The following is a 22,496-nucleotide window of genomic DNA, read 5'->3' as shown; positions in this document are numbered from 1 at the left end:
CACAGGCGGCCCCTTCGGTCGTTGAAGCCCTGCATGTCCAGAACCGAACACCGCAGCGCCCCGCGCATCAATGCGATCGCCACCGCGGTGCCCGATTCCGACGTGCATTCCCGATATACCGACTGGGCCGCAAGCCAGCTTGCCGACGAACGCAAGGCCGCGCTTTTCCGCCGCATGGAAGCGCGCGGGGGCATTTCGCACCGGTTCTCCGTGCTCTCGGGCAGCGATGCCGCGCTGGATTTCGGCAGCTTCTACATGAACGGCGAGGAACCCGGCACCGCCGCGCGCATGCAGCGCTATGCCGCCGCCGCGCCCGATCTGGCCATGCGGGCCGTCGAGGGCCTGCCCGATACCGATGGCGTAACCCACATCGTGATCGCCAGCTGCACCGGCTTCATGGCACCTGGCCTGGACCAGCTGATAGCACGGCGGCTCGGCCTCCCGGCGGAGGTGGAGCGCGTCTCCATCGGCTTCATGGGCTGCTATGCCGGGATCACCCTGCTGCGCACCGCCGCGCATATCGTCCGCTCCGATCCCTCGGCCAGGGTGCTGGCCATCGCCGTGGAGCTTTGCACCCTGCACCTGCAGGAAACCGACGATATCGAAAGCCTGCTGGCCATGGGCCAGTTTGCCGACGGTGCCGCCGCCGTGATCGTCAGTGCCGAGGGAAGCGGCGTGGCGCTGGGTGAAAGCCTTTCACTCGCCCTCGACGAAAGTGACGAGCTGATCACCTGGACGATCGGCGACAGGGGCTTCGCCATGCACCTTTCCGGCGAGGTTCCGGGCCGCCTGGCCGATGCCCTGGAGAATTCTCACACGCAGGCGAAAATCAGGGGCAACGATGCGCCCGACGTCTGGGCCGTTCATCCCGGCGGGCGATCCGTTCTGGATGCAGTCGAGCGCGGATTGTCGCTTCCCGCCGAAGCCCTTGCCGCGTCGCGAGGCGTTCTCGACGAGTTCGGAAACATGTCGTCCGCCACGGTGCTGTTCGTGCTGGAACGGCTGTCGCGCGAGCGCCCCCGCAACGGCGTGGCCCTCGCCTTCGGGCCGGGCCTTGCCATGGAAGGGCTGCGTTTCGACTGGGTGGACGGCTATGCTGGCTGAGCGGCTCGACCAGGAAGAGATGATGGACGATCCGGCCCTGCCGGAGCCGGTATATCGGGCCGTCCTTACAGACCTTGCCCGCGTAAACCGCCTCACCCTCGCCTATCGCCCCACCCTGGAGTTTCTCGGCCGAGCCCTCGCGGGGCGCGACCACTTCACCTTGCTCGATATCGGCTACGGTCAGGGCGACATGCTGCGCGAGATCGCGCTTTGGGCCGAACATCGAGGGATCAAGGCCCGCCTGGTTGGCGTGGACATGAATACACGCAGCCAGCTGGCGGCGCGCGAGGCCACGCCGCCCGAAATGCCGATCGTCTATCGCACCGGCGACTATGCCGACCTGATGGATTCGAAATGGGACTTCATCGTCTCCAGCCTGGTCGCCCATCACATGAGCCGCGAGGAATTGCTGCTGTTCCTGCAGGTGATGGATAGCGAGGCCCGCGTCGGCTGGTTCGTGAACGACCTGCATCGTCACGTGGTCAGTTACCTGGGTTATCCCATCCTCTCGCAGATCGCGGGCCTTCACCGCATTGTGCGGATGGACGGGCAGACATCCATCGCCCGTTCTTTCCGGCCCGAAGACTGGCAGGAGATGCTCGCAGAGGCAGGCGTTCAGGGGGCGAAGGTCGAACGCAAGTTTCCCTTCCGGTTGTGCGTGTCATGCGTGCGCTAGGCGATCATCCGCTGATCCTGGGCGCGGGGCCCGCAGGCTGCGCCGCAGCGGTCGAGCTCGCGCGAGCGGGGCACCGGCCTCTGCTCGTAGACCGAAACGAGGATGTAGGCGATCCGCTGTGTGGCGGCTTCATGAGCTGGCGCACGCTGGCGCAGCTCGATGCCCTGGGCATCGCGACGGACGACCTGGGTGGGCAGCAAGTCGATCACCTGCGCATTTTCGCCCATGGCCGCGAGGTGAGCGCACCCCTCCCCCAACCCGCGCTCGGACTCTCGCGCCGCGCGCTCGATACCCGCATGCGGCAGGCCGCGCTGGCCAAGGGTGCGCGACTCGAAATCGACTGCGTGAACGGGCTGTCGAAAGGCGTGGCGCACGGTCAGCGGCAGGATTGGTCCGCCTCAACGATGTTCCTTGCGACCGGCAAGCACGATATTCGCGGCGAAAGCCGACCGCGCCGGGACAGCGACCCGGCCCTCGGGCTGCGATTGCGACTGCCCGCGAGCCGACAGCGCACTTCCCTGATCGGTTCCGCCATAGAGCTGCATCTGTTCCGCGGCGGTTATGCCGGCATCGTGCTGCAGGAGGGTGGCTCTGCCAATATCTGCCTTGCCCTGCGCAAGTCGGCGCTGGCCGAATGCGGCGGCACCCCCGCCGCCCTCCTTGAAAGGCTGGCAGAGGGAAGCAGCGCTCTGGCCGCGCGTCTCGGCACCGACTGGCAGGCCCATCGTATCGAGAGCATCGGCGCAGTGCCCTATGGCTGGATCGCGCGCGAAACCGCGCCGGGCGTCTACAGGTTGGGAGACCAGGCTGCGGTGATCCCGTCTCTTGCCGGAGAGGGCATGTCCATAGCGATTGCCAGCGGTTCCATGGCGGCGCGGCACTGGATTGCCGGCGGTGCCGCCGCGGCGCCAGCGTTCCAGCGCGCCTTTGCAGCGCAGGCGCATCCCCCGGTCCAACTGGCCCGCGCAGCCCGAAAACTTGCAGAAAGCCCCATCGGGGCGGCCGCCGCCCTGGCCCTTGCGCGATTGTTGCCCGGCGTGGTGATCGACCTGGCAGAGCGATGTCGCATCCAGCCCGGCATTTTCCGCGCGACTTGCGCCCATGTGCGTCCCTGCTAAGAGGCAGCCCAAATCCCACACAGTTTGCACGACAAGACAGGATCCCCCATGGCAAAAATTCAGGTCAAGAACCCTATCGTAGAGATCGACGGCGACGAGATGACGAAGATCATCTGGCAGTGGATCCGCGAGCGCCTGATCCAGCCTTACCTGGATGTCGACCTGAAGTACTACGACCTGTCCGTCCAGAAGCGTGACGAGACCGACGACCAGATCACCGTCGATGCCGCCAACGCCATCAAGCAATACGGCGTCGGCGTGAAGTGCGCCACGATCACCCCGGACGAGGCGCGCGTCGAGGAATTCGACCTGAAGCAGATGTGGCGCTCGCCCAATGGCACGATCCGCAACATCCTGGGCGGCACGATCTTCCGCGAGCCCATCGTGATCGACAACGTGCCGCGTCTGGTGCCCGGCTGGACCGATCCGATCGTCGTTGGCCGTCACGCCTTCGGCGACCAGTATCGCGCCACCGACACCCTGATCCCCGGCGTGGGCAAGCTGCGCATGGTATTCGAGGGCGAGGACGGCCAGAACATCGATCTGGAAGTGCACCAGTTCGACCAGCCCGGCGTGGCGATGACGATGTACAACCACGACGAGTCCATTCGCGACTTCGCGCGTGCCAGCTTCAACTACGGCCTCGACCGTGGCTGGCCGGTATATCTGTCGACCAAGAATACCATCCTGAAGAAGTACGATGGCCGCTTCAAAGACCTGTTCCAGGAAGTGTTCGACACCGAAGGCTTCAAGGAGAAGTTCGAGGAAGCGAACATCACCTACGAACACCGCCTGATCGACGACATGGTCGCCGCCGCGCTCAAGTGGAACGGCAAGTTCGTTTGGGCCTGCAAGAACTACGATGGCGACGTGCAGTCCGACGTGGTGGCGCAGGGCTTCGGCTCGCTCGGCCTGATGACCAGCGTGCTGATGACCCCCGACGGAAAGACCGTGGAGGCCGAGGCCGCCCACGGCACCGTCACCCGCCACTATCGCCAGCACCAGCAGGGCAAGGCCACCAGCACCAACCCCATCGCCAGCATCTTCGCCTGGACGCGCGGACTGATGTACCGTGGCCGCTTCGACAACACGCCCGACGTGGTGGCCTTCGCCGAAACGCTGGAGAAGGTCTGCGTCAACTGCGTTGAAAGCGGCAAGATGACCAAGGACCTCGCCCTGCTGATCGGCCCGAGCCAGAGCTGGATGACCACGGAGCAGTTCTTCGAGGCCATCGTCGATGGTCTGGAAGCTGAAATGAAGAAGCAGGGCCTGGGCTGATCTGCTAGGCTTTCAGCCATGACCAAGGCCCGCCTCGAAGTCCGCCAGGCGAAGATCGGTGATGTGCGCGGCATCGCCGCTCTCGCCCGGCGCGTGTACGAAGACTTCGTCCCCTACACCCAGAGCGAGATCCGCGGGCAGATCAACAACTATCCCGAGGGCTGCTTCGTCGCGTTCCTCGATGACAAGCTGATCGGTTACTGCGCAACGATGCGCATCAGCGGCGACAAGGCGCTGCGCCCGCACGGCTGGGACGAGATCACCGGTAACGGCTACGGCAGTCGCCACGATCCCAAGGGTGACTGGCTCTACGGATACGAGCTGTGCGTCGATCCCAAGACCCGCGGCACCCGCATCGGTCGCCGCCTCTACGAGGAACGCCGCGCGCTGGCCGAGCAGGAAGAGCTGAAAGGCATCGTCTTCGGCGGCCGGATGCCCAACCTCTCGAAGAGCTGGCGGCGAGTGGATGGACCCGACGACTACCTGGAGAAGGTCATCGCCGGCAAGATTCACGACCCGGTCGTGCGTTTCCAGCTTGCCAACGGCTTCGAGCCCATCGGCATCCTGTCGAACTACCTTCCCGAGGACCGGCGAAGCCGCGCCTTCGCCACCCACATGGTCTGGCGCAATCCCTTCGTCGACCAGGAAGCCAGTCCGAAAGCCCGCGTGCCGCGCGGGGTGGAGAACGTGCGCGTCGCCACCTGCCAGATGCAGGCGCGCGCCGTGAAGGATTTCGACGAATTCATGCGCCAGGTGCGCTATTTCGTCGATGTTGCAGCGGATTACGAAGCGGACTTCATCCTGTTTCCCGAGATGTTCACCCTGATGCTGCTGAGCGCCGAGGAGAAGGAGCTCTCCCCGCTGGAAAGCATCGAGCGGCTTTCCGAATATACGCCGCGCATTCGCGCGGCGCTGTCGGACATGGCGCTGAAGTTCAACATCAACATCATCGGCGGCTCGCACCCCACGCGCATGGACGATGGCGACATCCACAACGTCGCCATGGTGTGCCTGCGCGATGGTTCGATCCACGAGCAGGAGAAGATCCACCCCACCCCCAACGAGGCCTACTGGTGGAATATCCACGGTGGCGAAAGCGTGGACGTGATCCAGACCGACTGCGGCCCGGTGGGCGTACTGATCTGTTACGACAGCGAATTCCCCGAACTCGCCCGCCGCCTGGCCGACGAGGGCGCGCGGATCATCTTCGTGCCGTTCTGCACGGACTCGCGCCAGGGCTACATGCGGGTGCGCTATTGCGCCGCGGCCCGTGCGATCGAGAACCAGTGCTACGTCGTCCTCAGCGGCAATGTCGGCAACCTGCCCAATGTCGCGAACATGGACATCCAGTACGCGCAAAGCTGCATCCTTACGCCCTGCGACTTCCCCTTCGCCCGCGACGGCATCGCGGCCGAGGCCACCGAGAACGTCGAGACGCTGACGATCAGCGACGTCAATCTGGCGGACCTGGCCTGGGCCCGCGCCGAAGGCACTGTGCGCAATCTCGCGGACCGCCGCTTCGACCTCTACCGGATCGAGTGGGAGCAGAAGGGCTCGGGCGGCGACGCAGCGGACCTGACGGGACCACCGCCGACGCACCGGCACGGCCCGGGTGGAGGCTAGACGGCGGCTTCTGGCACCTGGTTCGGCAGAGCGTAATGACTGCTAGTGGCTAGTTAGCTGTTATTCTACTTCTGCTACTTTGACCGCGTAATCGAAGGCCCAGTCGGTGCAGATAATCTCTTTGTTGGTTTCGCATCCGACATGTTCGATGATTCCTCTCAAGCACGCGGATCGCTGACTTTTCGACTTCTGGAGGATGAGCGGGGCAGTTTCCTCTGTAGCCCAGATGTCAAACCATCGAGGTTCGTCGTCTGAGGAACAAATGTTTGAAGTTCTGCTCAGTCGGCCACATACGTAGACCTCTTGCCCTTCAAAGCGTGCAGGCTCTTGGAATACCGCAGCCTGCTCTTCTGCGGGGGGGGCGTAGCTGCCTGGCCATGGGAGTTTGGGCGATCTACGGCCAACGTGCGAGGTCGGACAAAAAGGCTGCACCTTGAGAGCAATGGAGACCGGAATGAAACGCATTCTTGCCCTGATCCTTATTCTCTTTTCCACGCCGATCGCGGCGCAACCAGCCGATTCGTCGATCCGCGCGGAAGCGGCTTGCGATCGCGAATGCCTGCGCGGCACGATAACCGAGGTGTTGTGGGCACTCGCGGAGAACAACATGGAATCCCTTCAGGTGGCTGCCACGCTGCGGGTGACCGAGGACGGGGTGGAAAAGCCACTCTCCGAGACCGGCCTTGCGCGCTCGGTCACCGAGTTGAGCGGCTATCGCCAGGACATAATCGATGAACAAGCGGGAGAGGCTGTAGCGGGCGTCATGGTGGAGGAATCGGGCGCGCCTGCGATTCTCGTCGTACGGGTAAAGGTCGATGACGAGCAGAAGCTGAGCGAGCTGGAGCTGGTGACGACGCGCAGCCGCGCGGACGGGATGCTCTTCGCCATCGACGCTTACGACGGTGCCCCGGCAAGGGAAATGAACTACGTACCCCGGCGGGAACAGCTTGAATCACGAGAAGACGCCATCGAGATCGCGATGCTCTATCCGCGCGGGCTCACCAACGCCGAGACCTTCAACGCGGTGGGCACGCCCTTCTCGCGTGACGCCTATCGACTGGAGAACGGCAGGCTGATGGCGGGGCCGGAATGCACATTCATCCCCGGGTGCGATGATATAGGCAATCAGTCCCTGGCAGTGTTCAACATGCTGGGAGCGGTAACGGTCCGGGATGTGGTGGTGGACGAGCGCATGGGCATCGTGATCATGCGTCTTTCGTGGAACCTAAGCGGCGGCGAGGATCCCGACAAGCTCACGGCGTGGGAGATGTTCAAGATCTATGACGGCCAGATCCACATGGTGCACGCATACATGCGTGTGTTTCCACCGGAACTGGAACTTGGCGGATGGCCGATCGACGCGGGTCTTAGCCAGCCATAAGACCACGAAACCTGGCGAGACATCTTTCGGGCCACTTGTCGATATGCGCGCCATTGGATTGCGCGGGCCTGTCCGCTCTTTGGGGGCAGTGTCTATCCGCCAGGGGTGGTTGGGATTGGATGGCAGGCTCAGACCTTCGCACCAATGCTGTGCAAGTTGAGTTCAGAAGATCTGGCAAATGCGAGCAAGCGGGGCACAAATGACTCTCGCGACCAACATCGCCGGAAGGACCCGCCAACGGCCGATTGTGAGGGTAGAAAGCAGGCAGTGGCTTAGTGAGCCAATTCCACCTTCCCTACAGCTAGCTCGAGCACTTCCAGAGTCTCGTCCGCTCGAACGATTGCTTCCTCACCTGGCTGGATACGCACCGCACTCCAGATTCCGAGCTCCTTGCCCTCGATCTCGCCGGAACCTTTTTCGACAAAGAGGAAGCGGCGCAGCCTCTCGCTGGTTTCGAAGGTGAACTCACCGCCCTGTTCGATCCGAATGGCTGTAATGGCCAGCTTGCGATGTGGGAAATTCCCGATCTGCTTGGTAGTGGTTTTGGGCTTATCTGTCGGCTGCCATTCGAGCGCTTTGGGCCGCATGACAATCGGCGTCTTGTAGACAGGCTCGACATAGACAGGCGAGACACCCTTCACGTGCTTCCAGACGGCTTCATAGGCGTCTCGATTGGTGCGCTTGCCATCTTCGCTGCAACAATAGACTCCGCGTTCAAAACTGCCGCTCTTTTCCATTTCCAGCCGGGCCTGTTTCAGCGCATCGGGACCGATGAAACCCTGCCCGCTCGCCCCGCCGAATTGCAGCAGAAGGACGATGCGGTCGTCCCCACCTTCCTGCGGGCCGTAGTGCGCGCTTTCCGGAAAATAGGCGATCTCGCCCGGCTCGACGAACAGGCCCTTGGCGATGGGAATCTTGCCTTCGAGGCAGAAGCGGATCTGGTCCCAAGGGTGACGATGGCGGGGCGAGAAATAGGTGTTGGGCTCGCGCGACATCACCAGCATGTAATTGTCCGGGCTCTCCTCCTCGCCTTCAAACAAACGCTTGTGCGCCATGCCCGCCGTCGCGCCGCGTTGGGCCACAAGGCTCTCTCCCCATGGCATTTCAGCGCAGTGGATGATCTCTGGCATGTCAGGCCCCCGTTACTGCTTCTGTCGCCGCTTCACGTGCGGCGATGCGTCCGAATGTCAGCGCGCGCAGCACTGAAGTACCCGCCGGGTATTCCTTGTAATACAGTCCAGTGACCTCGCCAGCCGCGTATAGCCCCGCAATCGCCGAACCGTCTTCCTTCAGCACTCTTGCGCGTTTGTCTGATCGGATGCCGCCGAAGGTAAAAGTGATTGCCGTCGTCATCGGATAGCCAATGAATGGCCCTTCTGCGATCGGCGTTGCCCAATTGGACTTTGGCGGCGTGATGCCTTTGGTGCATTTGCCATCGCGCACTGCACGGTTCGTTTCGCCCGGCTGGATGGCCGCGTTATACGCATCCACCGTTGCCGCAAGGGCGGTCGGATCGAGACCCAGGGCAGTTGCCAGTCCTTCGAGCGTCTCGGCTTCGATCGGCGGCTTATCGGTCAGCATGATGTCGGCAACGCCCGGCCAGTCCAGAATGGCCTTCTCACCGATGAACCAGGCCTGCTGGTCCTGATTGGCCCATATCTCGTAGCCGAGTTTTTCGAAGGTGGAATCGAAACTGTCCTGGCCCTCGTCGAAGAAGCGCTGGCAGTGGCGGTTGACGACGATGCCGAAGGGATAGCCGTAGATTACCGCGTCCGGCTTGTCGGTTCGCGTATCAACCGGTTCGCCGTGGAACATGTCGAACTGCCCAGCCAGATCGCCGCCCAGCGGGGCAGTCAGGCGAATACCGTCGCCCTGGTTGTTGACCAGCGTGGGCGCAATTACCGGCATTTCCGTTCCGCGTGGGCCGAGATGTTCGACCAGCATGTCAGGCGCGCCTTCGAACCCGCCACAGGCAATGACCACGGCTTTTGCCTGGAACAATCGCTCACCCTCAGGCGAGTGGACATGCACACCTGTTACTGCACCGCTTTCATCGGTTTCCAGCGCCGTTGCCTCCGTCTCGTAATGGATCGCCGCATTGGGCAAGCTGTCGACCTTGGCTGCCAGCGTATCCACAATCGCCACGCCACCGGGCACGGGCATGGCAAGCCCACCGCCCGTATTCCGATTGGCAAAGGCTTGTTCGAAATAGACCCACGGCACGCCATGTCGGTCGAGAAAATCGAAAGTCACCGGGACTTCGCTGGCATAGGTTTGGCAGTAGTCGAGGTCCGCCTTGCCTTCGCCAAGCTCCTCCATCATGCCGACAAAGGCCGGATCGAGCTGGCGGTCCTGGGTGATGCGGAACCACGAACTGGTCCAGCGGGTTGCCCCGCCGCGGCCCTCCCTCGGGGCGCGTTCAAGCACCGCGATCCGCGCATCCTCGCCCGCTTCATCGGCATAGGCGACTGCGGCGGAAAGCCCGCCGGCTCCGCAACCGATTACCACCAGATCATACTCCATCAGTGTTCTCCCCCGCCGGTTCTGAAGGCGATTTCGTTACCCGTGTCGATCCAGACGCTTTTGGTTTCGCAGTAAGCCTCAAGCGCATCGGCACCCATTTCGCGCCCGATCCCGCTTTGCCCGTAGCCGCCGAAGGGCATGGTGTGGCCGACGATACGATAATTGTTCACCCATACCGATCCTGCGCGCAGTTGGTGCAGCATCCGGTGCGCGCGACCGATGTCATCGGTCCAGATGCCCGCAGCAAGGCCATAGCGCGTGTCATTTGCCAGATGCACTGCCTGCTCCTCTCCCTCGAAGCGAAACAGGGAGACGACCGGACCGAAAATCTCCTCGCGCGCGAGCCGACTATCCGGCGGCACATCACGATAGACCGTTGGCGGGACGAAATAGCCGCTACGCTCCATCCGATTGCCACCCGTCATGCAGGCGAGGCCCTCGTGCTCAGCTATTGCAAAGTAGGAGAGCACCTTACTGAGCTGCTGCTTCGACGCCACCGGCCCGAGCTGTGTAGCCGGATCAAGCGGATCGCCGGCAATCATCTCCTCTCCGCGTGCCGCCAGCATTTCTGCAAACCGATCGAATACAGGGGCTTCGATCAGGACGCGTGAGCCTGCCATGCAGCTTTGGCCGGTAGCGGCGAAAATACCCGCCATCACGCCGTTGACCGCGCGGTCCAGGTCGGCATCGGTAAACACGACTTGTGGCGATTTGCCGCCCATCTCCAGCGTAACGCGGGCACTACGCAAGGCCGCCCGTGACGCAATGGCCTGGCCGGTAGCGGTGGAGCCGGTGAAGGCGATCTTGTCGATCTCGGGATGCTCGACCAGCGCTGCACCTGTTTCGCCGCCGCCGGTAACCACGTTGACGACGCCATCGGGGATTCCTGCTTCCTGGCACAGGGCGGCCAGCATCAGTGTCGATGTGGGCGTAATCTCGGAGGGCTTGATCACCACGGTGTTGCCTGCCGCAAGCGCAGGAAACAGCTTCCAGCCCAGCAGGCCAAGCGGAGTGTTCCACGGAGTGATGGCGGCGACAACGCCGATCGGCTCTTTGAGCGTGAAGGTTGTGAAGCCGGGGCGGGTGGGCGGCACGCTGGCGCCGTTATGGGCCTCGGCGAGGCCGGCGAAGAAACGGCAATCGTCCGCCAGCGCATGTGTACCCGGCGCCATTTCGGAGATCAGTTTACCATTCTCGAAAATCTGCTGGGTCGTGAGTTTCCGGGCGTCACGTTCGATCAGGTCGACAAGGCGCAGCATGATCCGAGAACGTTCGCTGGCCAGAAGCCCAGACCAGCGTTTGTCGGCAAAGGCACGCCGTGCAGCACTGGCAGCAGCTGCAACATCCTTGTCGCTCCCCTCGGGGACGGCGCCCCAGTCCTGCTCGAGAAAGGGATCATGCGCCTGACGAGTCCTGCCAGCGCAGGCTTCTACCCAGTTGCCATCGATCAGCAGGCGGAAGCCGTCTGCCTGCGCATCGGCCGAGAGCCCAAGTTGCGGTTTTGCACGCATGCCAGTCAATCCTGCTCCCTATTTTGGGCAGCGTATGGACATTGGTGCAGCGTTACAACTCGGGATCAAGGCTCGTTCGCTGTCGCGTCGTCAGTGGCTGCCCGCTCCTGGCCGTCTCAAGCTCTCCGAATCGGTCAAGGCATAGGGTGGAGCGGGCATCGGCCCACGACGAACCATTTTGGCTTATTGATCTGAGATCGGCACAGCTTCGATCACGCTATGGCCATTCTCGTTCGGCGTGATCCGGTCTAGCTTGAAGCCGCTCGCAGCAAATAGCGCCTCAAATTCGCTCTGCTTCCGCTCGCGCCCGCTGTCGTAAATCAGCATGGCGATATCGGTGTTCTGGCTTTCGGTCGGCTTCGGCAGGTCATCCAGCAGGTGATCGATCACCGCCAGCCTGCCGCTGATCGGAATTGCCGCGCGGATATTGCGCAGGATCGTCACGCACTCCTCGTCGTTCCAGTCATGCAATATCTGTTTTAGCAAGTAGAGGTCGGCAGCAGGCACACGCTCGAAGAAGCTTCCGCCGACCAGTTCCACCCTTTCGGCCAGCGGCGACGCCTCAAGCCGCGGGCGCGCAGCGGCGACAACTTCGGGCATGTCGAAAAGAATACCGTTTGTGCCGGGATAGTTCTCCAGTACGCCGAGCAGCAGATCGCCATTGCTGCCGCCGATGTCAGCTACTGTCTCGAAAGGTTCGAAACGGAGGTGGGCGAAGATGAATCGTTCGATCCGCCGGGTCATGAAACCCATGAAATCAGCGAAGTCGGCAGCGGCCTTGGGATTGGAGTTGAAATAGTCGAACACCGGCTTGCCGAAGCTGATTTCGAATGAGGTCTTCCCCGGCGTCCGTAATGCCTCCAGCAAACCCAAACCGGCAATCTTCGAGGTCGAGAGATGGCGGAAGTAGGCCGCCGCCTGCTCCATTCGGAAGGTTCGGTCGTTCGCTTGCAGGCGCCCATCCTGGCGGCTTTCGATAAGCTCGTGCGCCAGCAGGAAATTCATCATCCGCTCCAGCGGTTCGACGGGCAGGCTACATTTCGATGCCAATTCCTCGATGCTCGCCGGTCCTGCAAGTATCGCAGCGATCACGCCTCCTTCCAACATCGCATTGATCGCCGCAGTGCCGAAGATGACGTTGTTACCCCAGAGGAAAATGTCGTCGAGACTGTCGAAACTCTCTCCGATTGGCTGCCCCATTCACGCCTCTCTCGCCGAGCGTTGAATCCAAAGCATGGTTATCTACGCTGCTTCGCGGTCTGAAACCGGTCCAGATCCTGGGCGATGGTAACAGGGCCATCGTAGTGCAGGCCGATTTCCGCTTCATACCGGCGCCATTCCTGACGGCCCGCATTGCCTATGACCAGATGTGACACAACGACTTCGCCAGCGTCCATGGCGCCAGCCATTTCGCCGATCTGCTCGGGCGTGATGTGGTACGCGCGCAAGTGCTCGATCAGGATCGGCAGTGGCCCCCCAGCGCTGTCGCCACGGGCAGGGCCCATGGCGCTCAAAAGGCCATCCAAGTCGATCATCTCGGCGACGATCAGATCTACGCCTTCGCCAAGCGTGTCCACCGCCGTACTGGGCGCGGTATCTCCGGTGTAGAGGATTGACCGGTCGGCCAAGTCAAAGCGAAATGAGAGCGAGGCATACTTGCCGAATTGCGGGCTGTGGGGCGGGAAGCTGTAGTGCGTGTTCTCCACGTTGCGGACGGTCATGCTGCCCACTGTGGCAGTCTCCCCGCCGCGCCATTCCACCACTTCCATGCCAACGCTGGGATCATGGATTTCCTCTCCCGGAACGCCGTAGCCCGCTACCCCACCGGGACGCATCGACGCAATCAGCCCGTCCACCAGTTCGCGCGTTCCGGGCGGTCCGTAAACGGTCAGGACATTGGGCGCCTCGGTCTGAAAGCGAGGGCCGAGCACGGCACCCAACCCACCCGTGTGATCGAAATGCAGATGACTGATGAAGACACCATTCAGCCGCGCCAATGGAAGGCCGACGCGCGCCATCTGGTTTGCGGCGCCATCGCCCGCGTCGACAAGATAGACTTCGTCGCCCGTCAGCAGCAGGTTCGATGGCTCTGCACGATCTGGATGGGGAACCGGGCCGCCATGCGTGCCCAGCGTGATCCATTGGCTCGCAGTAGTGACCGGCTGCGTTGCTTCCTGCGCTGCCGCATGCGGCAAGGTAAAGCTCGCAAACGCCGCGGCTAATGCCATAACCCTCTGCATTCCACCCTGTCCCCATGAACGGCAGACCACGCTCGCGCTTTTCGGCGGTCAGCCTAGAGGCATTCGAGGCAATCAGGCAATGGCAAGGGTAATCTGGATATCAGAGAAACGTCCGCAATCGGGTCGTTAGCTGTCAGTCCGGTTTCTGTTCCAGCCGGGGCAAAGCTGCCAGTCGGCTTTCAGGCGGTAATCTGAGGCTACGCAATGTCCGCAAATGGGTGGGAAGCAGACATACTGCGAAACGATTTGTCTATCCCACGAGCGCACTCTTTTGTTAATGTCTCTGGGCCGAGGCGCTTTGGGGGAGAATTACATGGAACAGGTAAGCGCGGAGGAGCAGATCCTCGGCATTGTGACCAATCACTGGCAGGCCTGCTCGGTGGGCGCGGCGGCGGAGCTGGAACTGGCGGATCATCTTGCTGACGGACCGCTGCCAGTCGAAGACCTGGCCGCGCGCAGCGGCGCGCTGCCAGTCGAAGACCTGGCCGCGCGCAGCGGCACGCATGCGCCGTTCCTGTTCCGCCTGCTGCGCGCGCTGGAAAGCACGGGGATTTTCAAGCAAGTCTCGCCCGGCGTATTTGGCAATTCTCCGGCCAGCGAATATTTGAAGCGCAATGCCGAAAATTCGAGCTGGGCGTGGATTCGCATCTGCCTCGGCAGTGGAGGCAACGTATATCTCGGCTGGCAGGGGATCATGCACGCGCTTAAGACCGGCGAGCCAGGTTTCGAATTCATTGCGGGCCTTCCAGGGTGGGAATGGATGAAGCAAAACCCCGAAATGGGCTCGGCCTTTAACCGGGCAATGCGTGATCTGAGTAATTCGATCAGTCCTGCGGTCGCCGCCGCCTATGACTGGAGTCGCTTCCCGGTGATCGCCGATATAGGCGGCGGAGTCGGGGCGCAGCTCGTCGCCATCCTCGATGCGCATCCATCTTGCCGGGGTGTGGTGTTCGACCAGCCGCAGGTCATCGCCGAGGCGATACCGCACGATCGCTTGGAAGGCGTCGGCGGCGATTTCTTCAATGACATTCCCGTTAACGCCGACGCCTACATCATGCGCTGGATACTGCACGACTGGAACGACGAGGAATGCCTACACATCCTCGCCAACGTCAAACGCGCAGCCGGCCCCGGCGCCCGTGTCGTGGCAATCGATTCAGTTATTCCCGAGGGGTCCGGGCCCGACATGGGCAAATGGATGGACCTCAACATGATGGTCAATATTTCTGGTCGGGAAAGAACCGCAGCGGAATTCAAATCTCTGTTCGAACGGGCTGGCTTTGAAGTGGATGAGATCGTTCAGACCGCTTCGCCGCTTGGGCTCGTCGTGTCGAAACCGCTCTCTTAGTCGGCGAGTAACTTGCCCCTTCCAAGCATTTCTTGTGGCTGCAATCGGGTCGTTAGCGGCCGGTCCGGTTTCGGGCCACACGGATAGCCAGCAGCTATCGTGACGCTGGGGGCCTCAGGCGCCGGACAGCGTGTCCGTTATTGTGGTGAAGGTTTCGACTAGTGAAAGCCCAAGAGATTGGAGCGCGATTATTGCCGAGATGGAGACCAAGGCGGCAATAAGTCCATATTCGATGGCGGTAGCTCCATCGTCGTTCTCGAGAATGCGCTGCAACATCCATGAATCTCCGTTTTCGTCGCGCGTTTCGAGGAGATGGTGGGCCACGCAGGGTTAGAAAGCGCCTAGCTTATATCGTTAGGAAAAATGGCTAACGGAATTGCACCATCGCCGGGATCGGCAGATCCAATCCTCAACAGGACGCGCTCTCGGAGCGCTTTCTCTCCAAATCTAACCGTGTCCGCATGATGTCTATGAAACAGGCTGAAAGGGCGAAGAGGTTCTCTCCGCCCTTCTCATTCCTTGCCGATCGGCTTCGGATCTAGCGACGGCTGTTGCCGACATCGGTGCGGACGGCGACGACCATGCGGTCTGTCGAGTTGGAAGCCAATACCGTCATCGCTTCGTCGATGGCTGTATCGACGCACGTACGAAGATCATTTGCTTCCTGCATGGAAAGGCGGTGCGTGTTGTAGCCGCAGACGCGCTTGGCCGCCGTACGGACACGCTGCTCCATGGCGCGCTGCCCCTGGGCATTTGCGAGGTTGAGGTCCGCATAGCTTACTTCAACCGAATTTGAACCGTTCTCGCGGACGATCAGTTCCTGTGCGACTGCAGTGGTGGGTATGCCGAGAGCAACGACGAGCGTTGCGGCGATGATGCCTTTGTTAGCCTTATGCATTTAATTTCTCCCAAGGTGGTTGGCGGTTCGATCCGCGGAGCCCCTTGATCGGAGAACTGGCTTCGAAAATCCTGATTACAGGCGGATATTTTCCCGAGGAAAACCTGATGAAAACATGATGGCTTGCGAGTGCCGTCCCTGGCTTCGGGGGGCTACCGCCGCCCACGTTTCCTTGCACCTTTCCAGGATTTCCGCCGTGCCGATGCCGATGCGCCGTCGGTAGATTTCGGGAAACTTTATGAGCAGCATGTTCCAGTTCTGCAGCGAATACTGCGGACACACTTCCAGTGCACCTGCGAGCGCGGCGCGGGCCTCATCGAAGCGGTTCAGGAGAATGTATGCAGTCGCCAACAGTACGTAGGGCAGCTGATAGTTGGGGTTCCGATCGATGGCTTGCCAGTAGGCTTCCACTGCTTCCTCGACACGGTCCGCAGCGAGAAGACCGTTTCCGCGATACATGGCCCACACCGAGTAGCGCGGATGGTGCGGCGCGCGCTTTTCAGCTGTGCGGACCATTTCGATCCCCGCCTGGTGGTCTCCTGTGATGCCGACCTGGAACCCAAGGACAGCGAGTGTGTGCGGATTGTTTGGATTGCTAGCGAGCGAGCGCCGGAGGAACTGGAGCGCCCGCTCGTCCTCCCTCTTCATGAATGCTGAGATTCCAGCCGCTGCCTGAACGTCGGGGTCCAGCGGTGCGATCTTGAGGGCGTGCTTCGTGTGCAGCGCTGCCTTTTCGAGATCTTCGGCGGGCGCCGGGCTCCATCCACTCACGATGTTCTGGGTCAACTGCATGGCAAGCGATGCATGTGCGAATGCGTTGTCCGGTTCGCGCTCGATCAGGTGGTCGAGGTGATCGATGATCTCGCGGGCGCGCTGGGACGAATAGGCTGTTCGGAGCATCTCCGTCGAACAGACCGCTGCATAGGCGTCCACCTCGTCCGGGTCGCGAGTGTGCGCCAGGGATGCTTCCGATATCTGTATTTCGCTGACGATCGGGGTGGAGAGGTCGAGAATGAAGCTGTCGAGGTTGGCGAGGAAGCGCGCGGTCTGCTCTGCAAGCTTCCACGAAAGTATGTGCCGATTGGCAATGGTATCGATGAGTTCGATCCTCAGCGTCAGTTGGTCCCCGTCGGAAAGGATGGATCCGGATACGAGATAATGGACATTCAGCAGGCGCCCCAACTCACCCGCCCCCAGTTGGTCTAACTGATCTTTCGAACAGCCCGAATAGGCGGCCACCCGCAGGTGCGGCGTGCGCGAGAGCATCTGGACGAGGTCATGCCCGATATTCTCGGCAAGCGAGTGTTCCGCCGATCCGCCGGAGCATCGCAAGGGAACGACAGCGACCGAATAGCTGAGCGGTATTTCCTGCGCTGCCGTCTCCGCGCCGGCCATCTCGATCTGCGCCTTCCCCGCATGAGCCTTTGCATCCTGACTGCGAAGACCCTTCACGGGCTGCTTCAGCCGGTAGCCGCGCTTCGGGATGGTTTCGATGTATGGTTCTTTTGCCCCGGCGATCTTGAAGGTCTTGCGGAGATGGGAGATGGCTCGGGTCAGGCTTTCGTCGCCCCCGAACTGGTCGCCCCAGTGCTGATCTAGCAGTTCGCTGCGGGTGACAACCTCGCCCTCTCGCTCCGCCAGGGTGCACAGCACGTCCATTATTCTGGGTTCAACCCGGAAGCGATCGGAGCCGTCACTTATGAGATTGCGGGACGGCTCGATCTGAAACGTGCCGAGCCGGTAGGCCGAACATTCGCTGCCCCCGTTATGTGTCAACCTATCTCCCCTCAACACTCTCTCCGCAATAAATCGTTATTTTACTGCGATTACTTGCCGTTTTCAGCTCTTCCGAAGAGGATTGAAAACAGCCGGTAAGACGAAAAAGAATGGTTAACAATTTATGCCTGAAATGCGCCCGAAGGACAAGCTGCCTTGATTGATATATTGCTTCGCCGATGATCGCGGGTTGCGAACTCCCGACCACTTATTTTTGAGGTTTGGCTGGAAGGCGGCGCGTCACCGCGATGCTGATTAGAACCGCAAGGCAAATGCCAGTTCGACCGAGCGAGGGCGGTTGAGAGCCCCATTGGGAAGCCCGAAGAAGGCCGTGATCTGGGTGAAGGCGCGGCTATCGGTCAGGTTGCGTCCCAGCAGGGCGATTTCCCATCCATCCTCGGGGTCTTCCACGGCCAGTCGCAAGTCGATCTCGTGCCAGGCCTCTCCACGAAACGTGGTGCTTTGCTGATTTGTCTCGAGGAAATACACGCCCCCCTGGTATCTGGCTGCAAGCTGCGCGCTCGCCTGCAGGTCACCGACGGCCCATTGGTATTCACCGGCGGCATAGAATTGCAGGTGTGGTGCGCGTGTCAGATCGTTTCCGCTGACGTCGATCTGCGTTACCGGCGGCGCGGTGCCAAAAACAAAGCTGTCGTTCCTGAGCGCGCTCAGACGCCCCTCGCGGATCGAAGTGTCGAGCAGGCCAAGGCTGGCATCGAAGTTCAGCCCACGTAAGGGCACCGCACGCAAATCCATTTCCAGTCCCTGCGATCTGGCACGGGCGAGGGTTTCGATCCCCACTCCTCCCGTCGGCACCGGGGTACGCACCTGCATGTTGCGATAGGCGTACCGAAACGCCGTGAGATCGACCTGCAACCAGGGGACAACCTGGGTCTTTAGACCAATCTCGAAGGCATCGTTGCGTTCGGAAGCGAACTCGGGATCGATCCCGCGAAAGGCATTGAAACCGCCGGACTTGAAACCGCTGTTGTAACTCACGAAGCCGTGAAGCCCTTCGGCAGGCTCCCAGTCGAGAACGAGCCGGTGAGAGAGGTTTGTCTCGTCACGCGATCGATCGAGATCGGGCGCGCGCACCAGAAGCTGGCGGGCAGCGAAGAAAGTGTCTCCCGGGGGATCGAAGGCATTGATCTGCTCGACCGTGAGGCTGTTGAGGAAATGCTTCCGCTCGTTCGTGTACCTCAGGCCACCCGAAAGGCTGAGCGCATCGGTGAGCCTGAATGTCAGATCGAAAAAGCCGGCCAGGCTCCTGGTCTTCTGACTGGTGCGGAACGTGGCGACGGTCCCGCCGCCTCCCGGCCCGGCCAGCCTGTTGTTGATCGCCACCTCGGCGCGGTTGGTTTCCTGGAAATAGAAACCTCCCAGCATCCAGCTGAACCGACCTGACGGTCCTGAGGCCAGACGCAGTTCCTGGCTGAACTGGCTGTCGCGCAGCACCGCTGCATTGTCGCCGACATTTTCTATCTCGCCCTGGACGAACGCAGGCTCGGGCGGGTCGATTGCCGTTCCATCGGAATCCTGCGCCCCCGACAGTCGCCAGTTTCTGTAATTCGTTATCGAGACGAGAGTCTGGTCCCCCAGTTCCAACTCGCCGCGAGCGGTGAGGCTGTTTCCGCGAAGCTCGCTGTATGTCGGGCGGTTGAGAGCATAACGACTTGCTTCCACGACATCCTGCAAATCCTGCCTCGGTACGAACGGGTAGACCACGTTTCCGCCGAGCACCCCGGTATTCTCGTCGCTGACATCGGAGAGATCAGCAATCGCGATGGTCCCCGGTTCATTTCTTGACCGGCTGATTTCGCCGATCAGATCGAGCCGGATACCGGCGTCGGGCGCGAACCGCAGAAACATCCGGCCCCGAGCGTCCCGCCCCCCGTTCAGCCTGTCCCCGGCGACATTGGTGCCGAAGCCTTCGCGCAGCGATCCGCTGGCCGCCAGTCTGACAAGGATGCGCGCTTCATCGTCAAGCGGCCCCGATACCGCCCCCTGCAGGCGGAATGACTCGATGGAAGACGCAGACGCACGCACGAAGCCGGACAGGTTCTCCGTCGGCTCTGCGGTATGGATCATCACCGCGCCGGCCGTGGAGTTGCGACCGAACAGTACGCCCTGTGGTCCACGCAAGACCTCGATCCGGTCGATGTCGAAGAGGTCGACGGTCGACATACGAAGCCGGGCCACGAAGGCCCCGTCCTGGTAGACGGCGACCGGCTCGTCCGCGAAGATGTTTCCGCCGCCGTTCGCCCCGCCCACGCCGCGAATTGAAAGCGGCGCGAAGCCATAATTGACCGAATTCGTAACAACCAGACCCGGCGTGCGGGCAGCCAGGTCCTGCAGGCTGTACACTCCAGATTGCACAAGCTCGTCGCCATTCAAGACGCTCATCGCGATCGGCACGTCCTGCAAGCGTTCTTCGCGATGTTGTGCCGTGACGATGATCTCCCGGATGGGCTCGCTCTCATCGATCTGGGCAAAGGCGGGCGCGGCGCAAACCAGCGCGCTTCCGCAGATTGGCATGACGACACACAGCTCGCGCAGCCGCGATTTCATGCGCAACAGCACTTCAGTCGAATTGGAAGACCCTCGCAATCCCACGTGGCAAACCGTCGAACCCATATGGCAGCTTGGCCGCGATATCCTTAGTCCGGACAGGCTGTGACCGTGCATGTATTTGCCCCAAGGAAAACTCATCCCGACAATTTCAGCGACGAAACAGGCAAATTCTAAGTTATTGTTATAACTTGCGCATCAGACTTGAAATTTTTGCAACATTATGTTGATCCGCATTGTGCGTCAACCGCGTGACGATCTTTGCCAGAATGACATCGAAAAGTGTTCGCTTCGGGATGGAACTGACATTCCTGGTGCGCGAAGAAGAGAGCGTTAGACGCTGGTTCTCTCAGCGTCCGGAACCGGGTTGTTAGCTGACGAACTGCTTCCGGCTGGTAATGCAGCGAAACAAACCGTCAGCTCTCAGGATGGTAGTTGGGCGCGATAAGGGGCTGATCTTGGGTGGAAAGGGGACAACCTACGGGCGAATTAGCAGAGGACTCGCCAAGCGGTTCGATTGGCTAGAATGACTCTATTACTAACCGGCGGAGAGGCCCACCGCTTGAGGCTCTTAGAAAGAAGCCCGCTCTTGTGCTATCGGGTAGGAGACGGCCGAACGTCATCCCCTATACCCAGCCCCGAAAAAATGTGCCTCAATCCTCAGGCGAAACCAGCAGTCGATTGTTGAGCGGCTGAGTGGAACGCGCCGTCATACTGAGCGCAGCCTCGAAAGCTGCGATTTGTTCCGCGCTGGCTTCCACAGTGTCTTCCACCACATGCCAGTTCACGTTCTCGCTGCAAGGCGGCGTCGTGAGCGAACCCATGTAGCGCCAGACATTCAAGTCCTCGGGAACAAGCTCAGCCAAGTCGATCGAGATGTTCGAACCATCGCCTGAAGGCATTGCATCAATGATGGCCTGCAACCCCTCATTCTCGCCGCCCTCCTCGAACATCAGGCCAAGCACCCCGAGGCTGCCATCTCGTGTCGCATGAACGAAATGCGCGGTGAGCGGATAGCGCTCTCCATCGATCATGTGTTCGGATGGCGTGTGAAAATGGACCTGTATCAGATTAAATAGCCGGTCGCCGGAGATCATCCCCTGACCTATTGGAGCGTCGACCTGAACCTTGTATTCGCCAAGACGCAAGGTTCCGTCAGTCATGCCGTAATCCGCCGCCAACCTTATCTCACCAACAGCATTGGCTTCAGAAAGGTCGATGGGCGACTGCATCAACCCAGCATCGCAGGTGCCGTAATCAGTTCCGACCTGCGACCAGTTTTCCGGCCGCTCGGCATCTGTGTATTCCCATACCTGAGCGTTCGAAGCGGTCGGCATAAGGAATGCCGTGGCGATAGTTAGGCTTGCAGCAAGAGGCGACTTCTGCATTCGCATAATGTGTCTCCCAATTTGGCTGTCCAGATAGAGCAAGAGGTGGCGCAACGAAGCACTGGCATTGCGCGTCGCCCTACGACAACGCATTGTCGTATCATCCTATTTTCAATGCGAGTGAACGGCGATTGTTCCGCCGCGCAATCATGAGAATGCACCGCCAATAGGTCAAAGCGATATGATCTCCGAAGTCCGCAAACGGGTCGTGAGCGGCTAGTCCGCTCTTGGCAGTCGTGAGTTTGATCCAGCGCAATGACCGCACCGCCCTCGCGGCGCAACTTTGATATGGATTGGGGGCAGGAAAGGGGTCAAACATGATCGATATAGAAACTACGCATCCCGGGATCGTCGTCCTTCGACCTGAAGGCGGACTGTCGGAGCAGGATTTTGCAGACCTCGCCGAGGCGATCGACACACATATCAACGAGACTGACACAGTCCCCAATCTCGTGATCAGGGTCGACAAGCTGCCGCATTGGGAAAGTCTCAGCGCGGTGTCGCGCCATTTTCACTTCGTTAAAACCCACGGCAAAATCGTGCGCAAGGTCGCGGTAGTCGGCGACTCGCCCCTGTTGAAACTTGGTCCCGAAGTGGCCGGTCATTTCGTCAAGGCGAGCGTCCGGCACTTCCCGGCGAACAAATTCGAAGACGCGAAAGCCTGGGCGTTGGCCGAAGGCGACGATCCCGGTCGCTTCGAGGTGATGGAGGGGCTGCCGCGCGACGTCATCGCGGTGCGCGCCGTAGGTATCATCACCGCTGAAGACTATCGCGAGACGCTGCTCCCGCTGGTCGAAGAAAAGCTGAAGGAGCACGACACGCTCAAGCTACTTTTCGTGATGGGCGACGACTATGCGACATTCGCTGGCGACGCCGTTTGGGAAGACACCAAGTTCGACCTCAAGCATTTGCGTGACTTCTCCCGCATTGCGGTGGTGACCGATGTCGATTGGGTGACCAGAACGATGAAGATCTTCGCGCCGGTCTTGCCGTACACCCTCCAGGTCTTCCCAATGGCCGAGCTGGAGAAGGGGAAGAGCTGGATCAAGCGCTAGTCCGCAATC

18 protein-coding genes are annotated in these 22,496 nt (G+C 61.0%); 8 read left to right on the top strand and 10 right to left on the bottom strand.

Annotation, left to right across the window (positions count from 1 at the left end):
* Nucleotides 1-33 precede the first annotated feature (33 nt).
* The 6 genes from AAA989_RS13175 (at nt 34) to AAA989_RS13150 (ending at nt 7,180) form a co-directional block, all read left to right on the top strand.
* Nucleotides 34-1,104, top strand: a complete 1,071-nt coding sequence (locus tag AAA989_RS13175; protein WP_338244299.1) for a type III polyketide synthase — start codon at nt 34-36, stop codon at nt 1,102-1,104.
* Nucleotides 1,094-1,780, top strand: coding sequence for a methyltransferase domain-containing protein (locus AAA989_RS13170; RefSeq protein ID WP_338244297.1), 687 nt, complete (start codon nt 1,094-1,096; stop codon nt 1,778-1,780). The genes AAA989_RS13175 and AAA989_RS13170 overlap by 11 nt, the downstream gene beginning before the upstream one ends.
* Nucleotides 1,768-2,898: an NAD(P)/FAD-dependent oxidoreductase gene (locus AAA989_RS13165; protein WP_338244295.1), complete on the top strand. Its 1,131-nt coding sequence runs from the start codon at nt 1,768-1,770 to the stop codon at nt 2,896-2,898. Before AAA989_RS13170 ends, AAA989_RS13165 begins: the two co-directional genes overlap by 13 nt.
* Before the next feature lie 48 nt (nt 2,899-2,946).
* The gene (locus AAA989_RS13160; protein ID WP_338244294.1) at nt 2,947-4,176 is read left to right on the top strand and encodes an NADP-dependent isocitrate dehydrogenase; all 1,230 of its coding nucleotides are present in this window, start codon (nt 2,947-2,949) and stop codon (nt 4,174-4,176) included.
* 18 nt (nt 4,177-4,194) lie between these two features.
* Nucleotides 4,195-5,799, top strand: coding sequence for a GNAT family N-acetyltransferase (locus AAA989_RS13155; RefSeq protein WP_338244291.1), 1,605 nt, complete (start codon nt 4,195-4,197; stop codon nt 5,797-5,799).
* A 454-nt stretch (nt 5,800-6,253) separates the two neighbouring features.
* The gene (locus tag AAA989_RS13150) at nt 6,254-7,180 is read left to right on the top strand and encodes a DUF8021 domain-containing protein (RefSeq protein WP_338244289.1); all 927 of its coding nucleotides are present in this window, start codon (nt 6,254-6,256) and stop codon (nt 7,178-7,180) included.
* Between the two features lie 272 nt (nt 7,181-7,452).
* Here AAA989_RS13150 and AAA989_RS13145 read toward each other — a convergent pair whose 3' ends face one another.
* The 5 genes from AAA989_RS13145 to AAA989_RS13125 all read right to left on the bottom strand — a co-directional run bounded on the left by AAA989_RS13145 (nt 7,453) and on the right by AAA989_RS13125 (nt 13,442).
* Nucleotides 7,453-8,310 carry a cupin domain-containing protein gene (locus AAA989_RS13145; RefSeq protein ID WP_338244287.1) on the bottom strand — a complete coding sequence of 286 codons (858 nt, stop codon included), beginning with the start codon at nt 8,308-8,310 and terminating at the stop codon, nt 7,453-7,455.
* Nucleotide 8,311: 1 nt separating this feature from the next.
* Nucleotides 8,312-9,703 carry an FAD-dependent oxidoreductase gene (locus AAA989_RS13140; RefSeq protein WP_338244286.1) on the bottom strand — a complete coding sequence of 464 codons (1,392 nt, stop codon included), beginning with the start codon at nt 9,701-9,703 and terminating at the stop codon, nt 8,312-8,314.
* A complete protein-coding gene (locus AAA989_RS13135; protein ID WP_338244284.1) occupies nt 9,703-11,214 on the bottom strand; it encodes an aldehyde dehydrogenase family protein in 1,512 nt (503 codons plus the stop codon). The genes AAA989_RS13140 and AAA989_RS13135 overlap by 1 nt, the downstream gene beginning before the upstream one ends.
* A gap of 183 nt (nt 11,215-11,397) precedes the next feature.
* Entirely contained in the window at nt 11,398-12,414 is a 1,017-nt protein-coding gene (locus tag AAA989_RS13130; protein WP_338244283.1) for a methyltransferase, read from the bottom strand.
* Between the two features lie 38 nt (nt 12,415-12,452).
* Nucleotides 12,453-13,442, bottom strand: coding sequence for an MBL fold metallo-hydrolase (locus AAA989_RS13125; RefSeq protein ID WP_338244281.1), 990 nt, complete (start codon nt 13,440-13,442; stop codon nt 12,453-12,455).
* Between the two features lie 325 nt (nt 13,443-13,767).
* Here AAA989_RS13125 and AAA989_RS13120 point away from each other — a divergent pair, with 325 nt between their 5' ends.
* On the top strand, nt 13,768-14,802 hold the full coding sequence (locus tag AAA989_RS13120; protein ID WP_338244279.1) for a methyltransferase: 1,035 nt from the start codon (nt 13,768-13,770) through the stop codon (nt 14,800-14,802).
* A 114-nt stretch (nt 14,803-14,916) separates the two neighbouring features.
* On the opposite strand, the gene AAA989_RS13115 is transcribed toward AAA989_RS13120, so the two are convergent.
* The 5 genes from AAA989_RS13115 to AAA989_RS13095 all read right to left on the bottom strand — a co-directional run bounded on the left by AAA989_RS13115 (nt 14,917) and on the right by AAA989_RS13095 (nt 21,381).
* On the bottom strand, nt 14,917-15,126 hold the full coding sequence (locus tag AAA989_RS13115; protein WP_338244277.1) for a Flp family type IVb pilin: 210 nt from the start codon (nt 15,124-15,126) through the stop codon (nt 14,917-14,919).
* 214 nt (nt 15,127-15,340) lie between these two features.
* Nucleotides 15,341-15,700: a UrcA family protein gene (locus tag AAA989_RS13110; RefSeq protein ID WP_338244275.1), complete on the bottom strand. Its 360-nt coding sequence runs from the start codon at nt 15,698-15,700 to the stop codon at nt 15,341-15,343.
* Nucleotides 15,701-15,775: 75 nt separating this feature from the next.
* On the bottom strand, nt 15,776-17,494 hold the full coding sequence (locus AAA989_RS13105) for a winged helix-turn-helix domain-containing protein (RefSeq protein ID WP_338244273.1): 1,719 nt from the start codon (nt 17,492-17,494) through the stop codon (nt 15,776-15,778).
* A gap of 237 nt (nt 17,495-17,731) precedes the next feature.
* Nucleotides 17,732-20,044 (bottom strand): TonB-dependent receptor, encoded by a 2,313-nt coding sequence (locus AAA989_RS13100; RefSeq protein WP_338244271.1) that lies wholly within the window; start codon nt 20,042-20,044, stop codon nt 17,732-17,734.
* Nucleotides 20,045-20,697: 653 nt separating this feature from the next.
* On the bottom strand, nt 20,698-21,381 hold the full coding sequence (locus tag AAA989_RS13095; protein ID WP_338244269.1) for a carbonic anhydrase: 684 nt from the start codon (nt 21,379-21,381) through the stop codon (nt 20,698-20,700).
* 368 nt (nt 21,382-21,749) lie between these two features.
* Here AAA989_RS13095 and AAA989_RS13090 point away from each other — a divergent pair, with 368 nt between their 5' ends.
* A complete protein-coding gene (locus AAA989_RS13090) occupies nt 21,750-22,487 on the top strand; it encodes a SpoIIAA family protein (protein ID WP_338244267.1) in 738 nt (245 codons plus the stop codon).
* The last annotated feature ends 9 nt before the right edge of the window (nt 22,488-22,496 follow it).

The sequence above is a fragment of the Aurantiacibacter hainanensis genome (assembly GCF_036321025.1).
GTDB classification, from domain to species: Bacteria; Pseudomonadota; Alphaproteobacteria; order Sphingomonadales; family Sphingomonadaceae; genus Alteraurantiacibacter; species Alteraurantiacibacter hainanensis.
This window is presented reverse-complemented; position numbering and strand designations above follow the sequence as displayed.

Coding starts and splice junctions, on each gene's coding strand:
- AAA989_RS13175 (WP_338244299.1), top strand. CDS start 34: ATGTCCAGAACCGAACACCGCAGCGCCCCGCGCATCAATGCGATCGCC.
- AAA989_RS13170 (WP_338244297.1), top strand. CDS start 1,094: ATGCTGGCTGAGCGGCTCGACCAGGAAGAGATGATGGACGATCCGGCC.
- AAA989_RS13165 (WP_338244295.1), top strand. CDS start 1,768: ATGCGTGCGCTAGGCGATCATCCGCTGATCCTGGGCGCGGGGCCCGCA.
- AAA989_RS13160 (WP_338244294.1), top strand. CDS start 2,947: ATGGCAAAAATTCAGGTCAAGAACCCTATCGTAGAGATCGACGGCGAC.
- AAA989_RS13155 (WP_338244291.1), top strand. CDS start 4,195: ATGACCAAGGCCCGCCTCGAAGTCCGCCAGGCGAAGATCGGTGATGTG.
- AAA989_RS13150 (WP_338244289.1), top strand. CDS start 6,254: ATGAAACGCATTCTTGCCCTGATCCTTATTCTCTTTTCCACGCCGATC.
- AAA989_RS13145 (WP_338244287.1), bottom strand. CDS start 8,310: ATGCCAGAGATCATCCACTGCGCTGAAATGCCATGGGGAGAGAGCCTT.
- AAA989_RS13140 (WP_338244286.1), bottom strand. CDS start 9,703: ATGGAGTATGATCTGGTGGTAATCGGTTGCGGAGCCGGCGGGCTTTCC.
- AAA989_RS13135 (WP_338244284.1), bottom strand. CDS start 11,214: ATGCGTGCAAAACCGCAACTTGGGCTCTCGGCCGATGCGCAGGCAGAC.
- AAA989_RS13130 (WP_338244283.1), bottom strand. CDS start 12,414: ATGGGGCAGCCAATCGGAGAGAGTTTCGACAGTCTCGACGACATTTTC.
- AAA989_RS13125 (WP_338244281.1), bottom strand. CDS start 13,442: ATGGCATTAGCCGCGGCGTTTGCGAGCTTTACCTTGCCGCATGCGGCA.
- AAA989_RS13120 (WP_338244279.1), top strand. CDS start 13,768: ATGGAACAGGTAAGCGCGGAGGAGCAGATCCTCGGCATTGTGACCAAT.
- AAA989_RS13110 (WP_338244275.1), bottom strand. CDS start 15,700: ATGCATAAGGCTAACAAAGGCATCATCGCCGCAACGCTCGTCGTTGCT.
- AAA989_RS13100 (WP_338244271.1), bottom strand. CDS start 20,044: ATGAAATCGCGGCTGCGCGAGCTGTGTGTCGTCATGCCAATCTGCGGA.
- AAA989_RS13095 (WP_338244269.1), bottom strand. CDS start 21,381: ATGCCGACCGCTTCGAACGCTCAGGTATGGGAATACACAGATGCCGAG.
- AAA989_RS13090 (WP_338244267.1), top strand. CDS start 21,750: ATGATCGATATAGAAACTACGCATCCCGGGATCGTCGTCCTTCGACCT.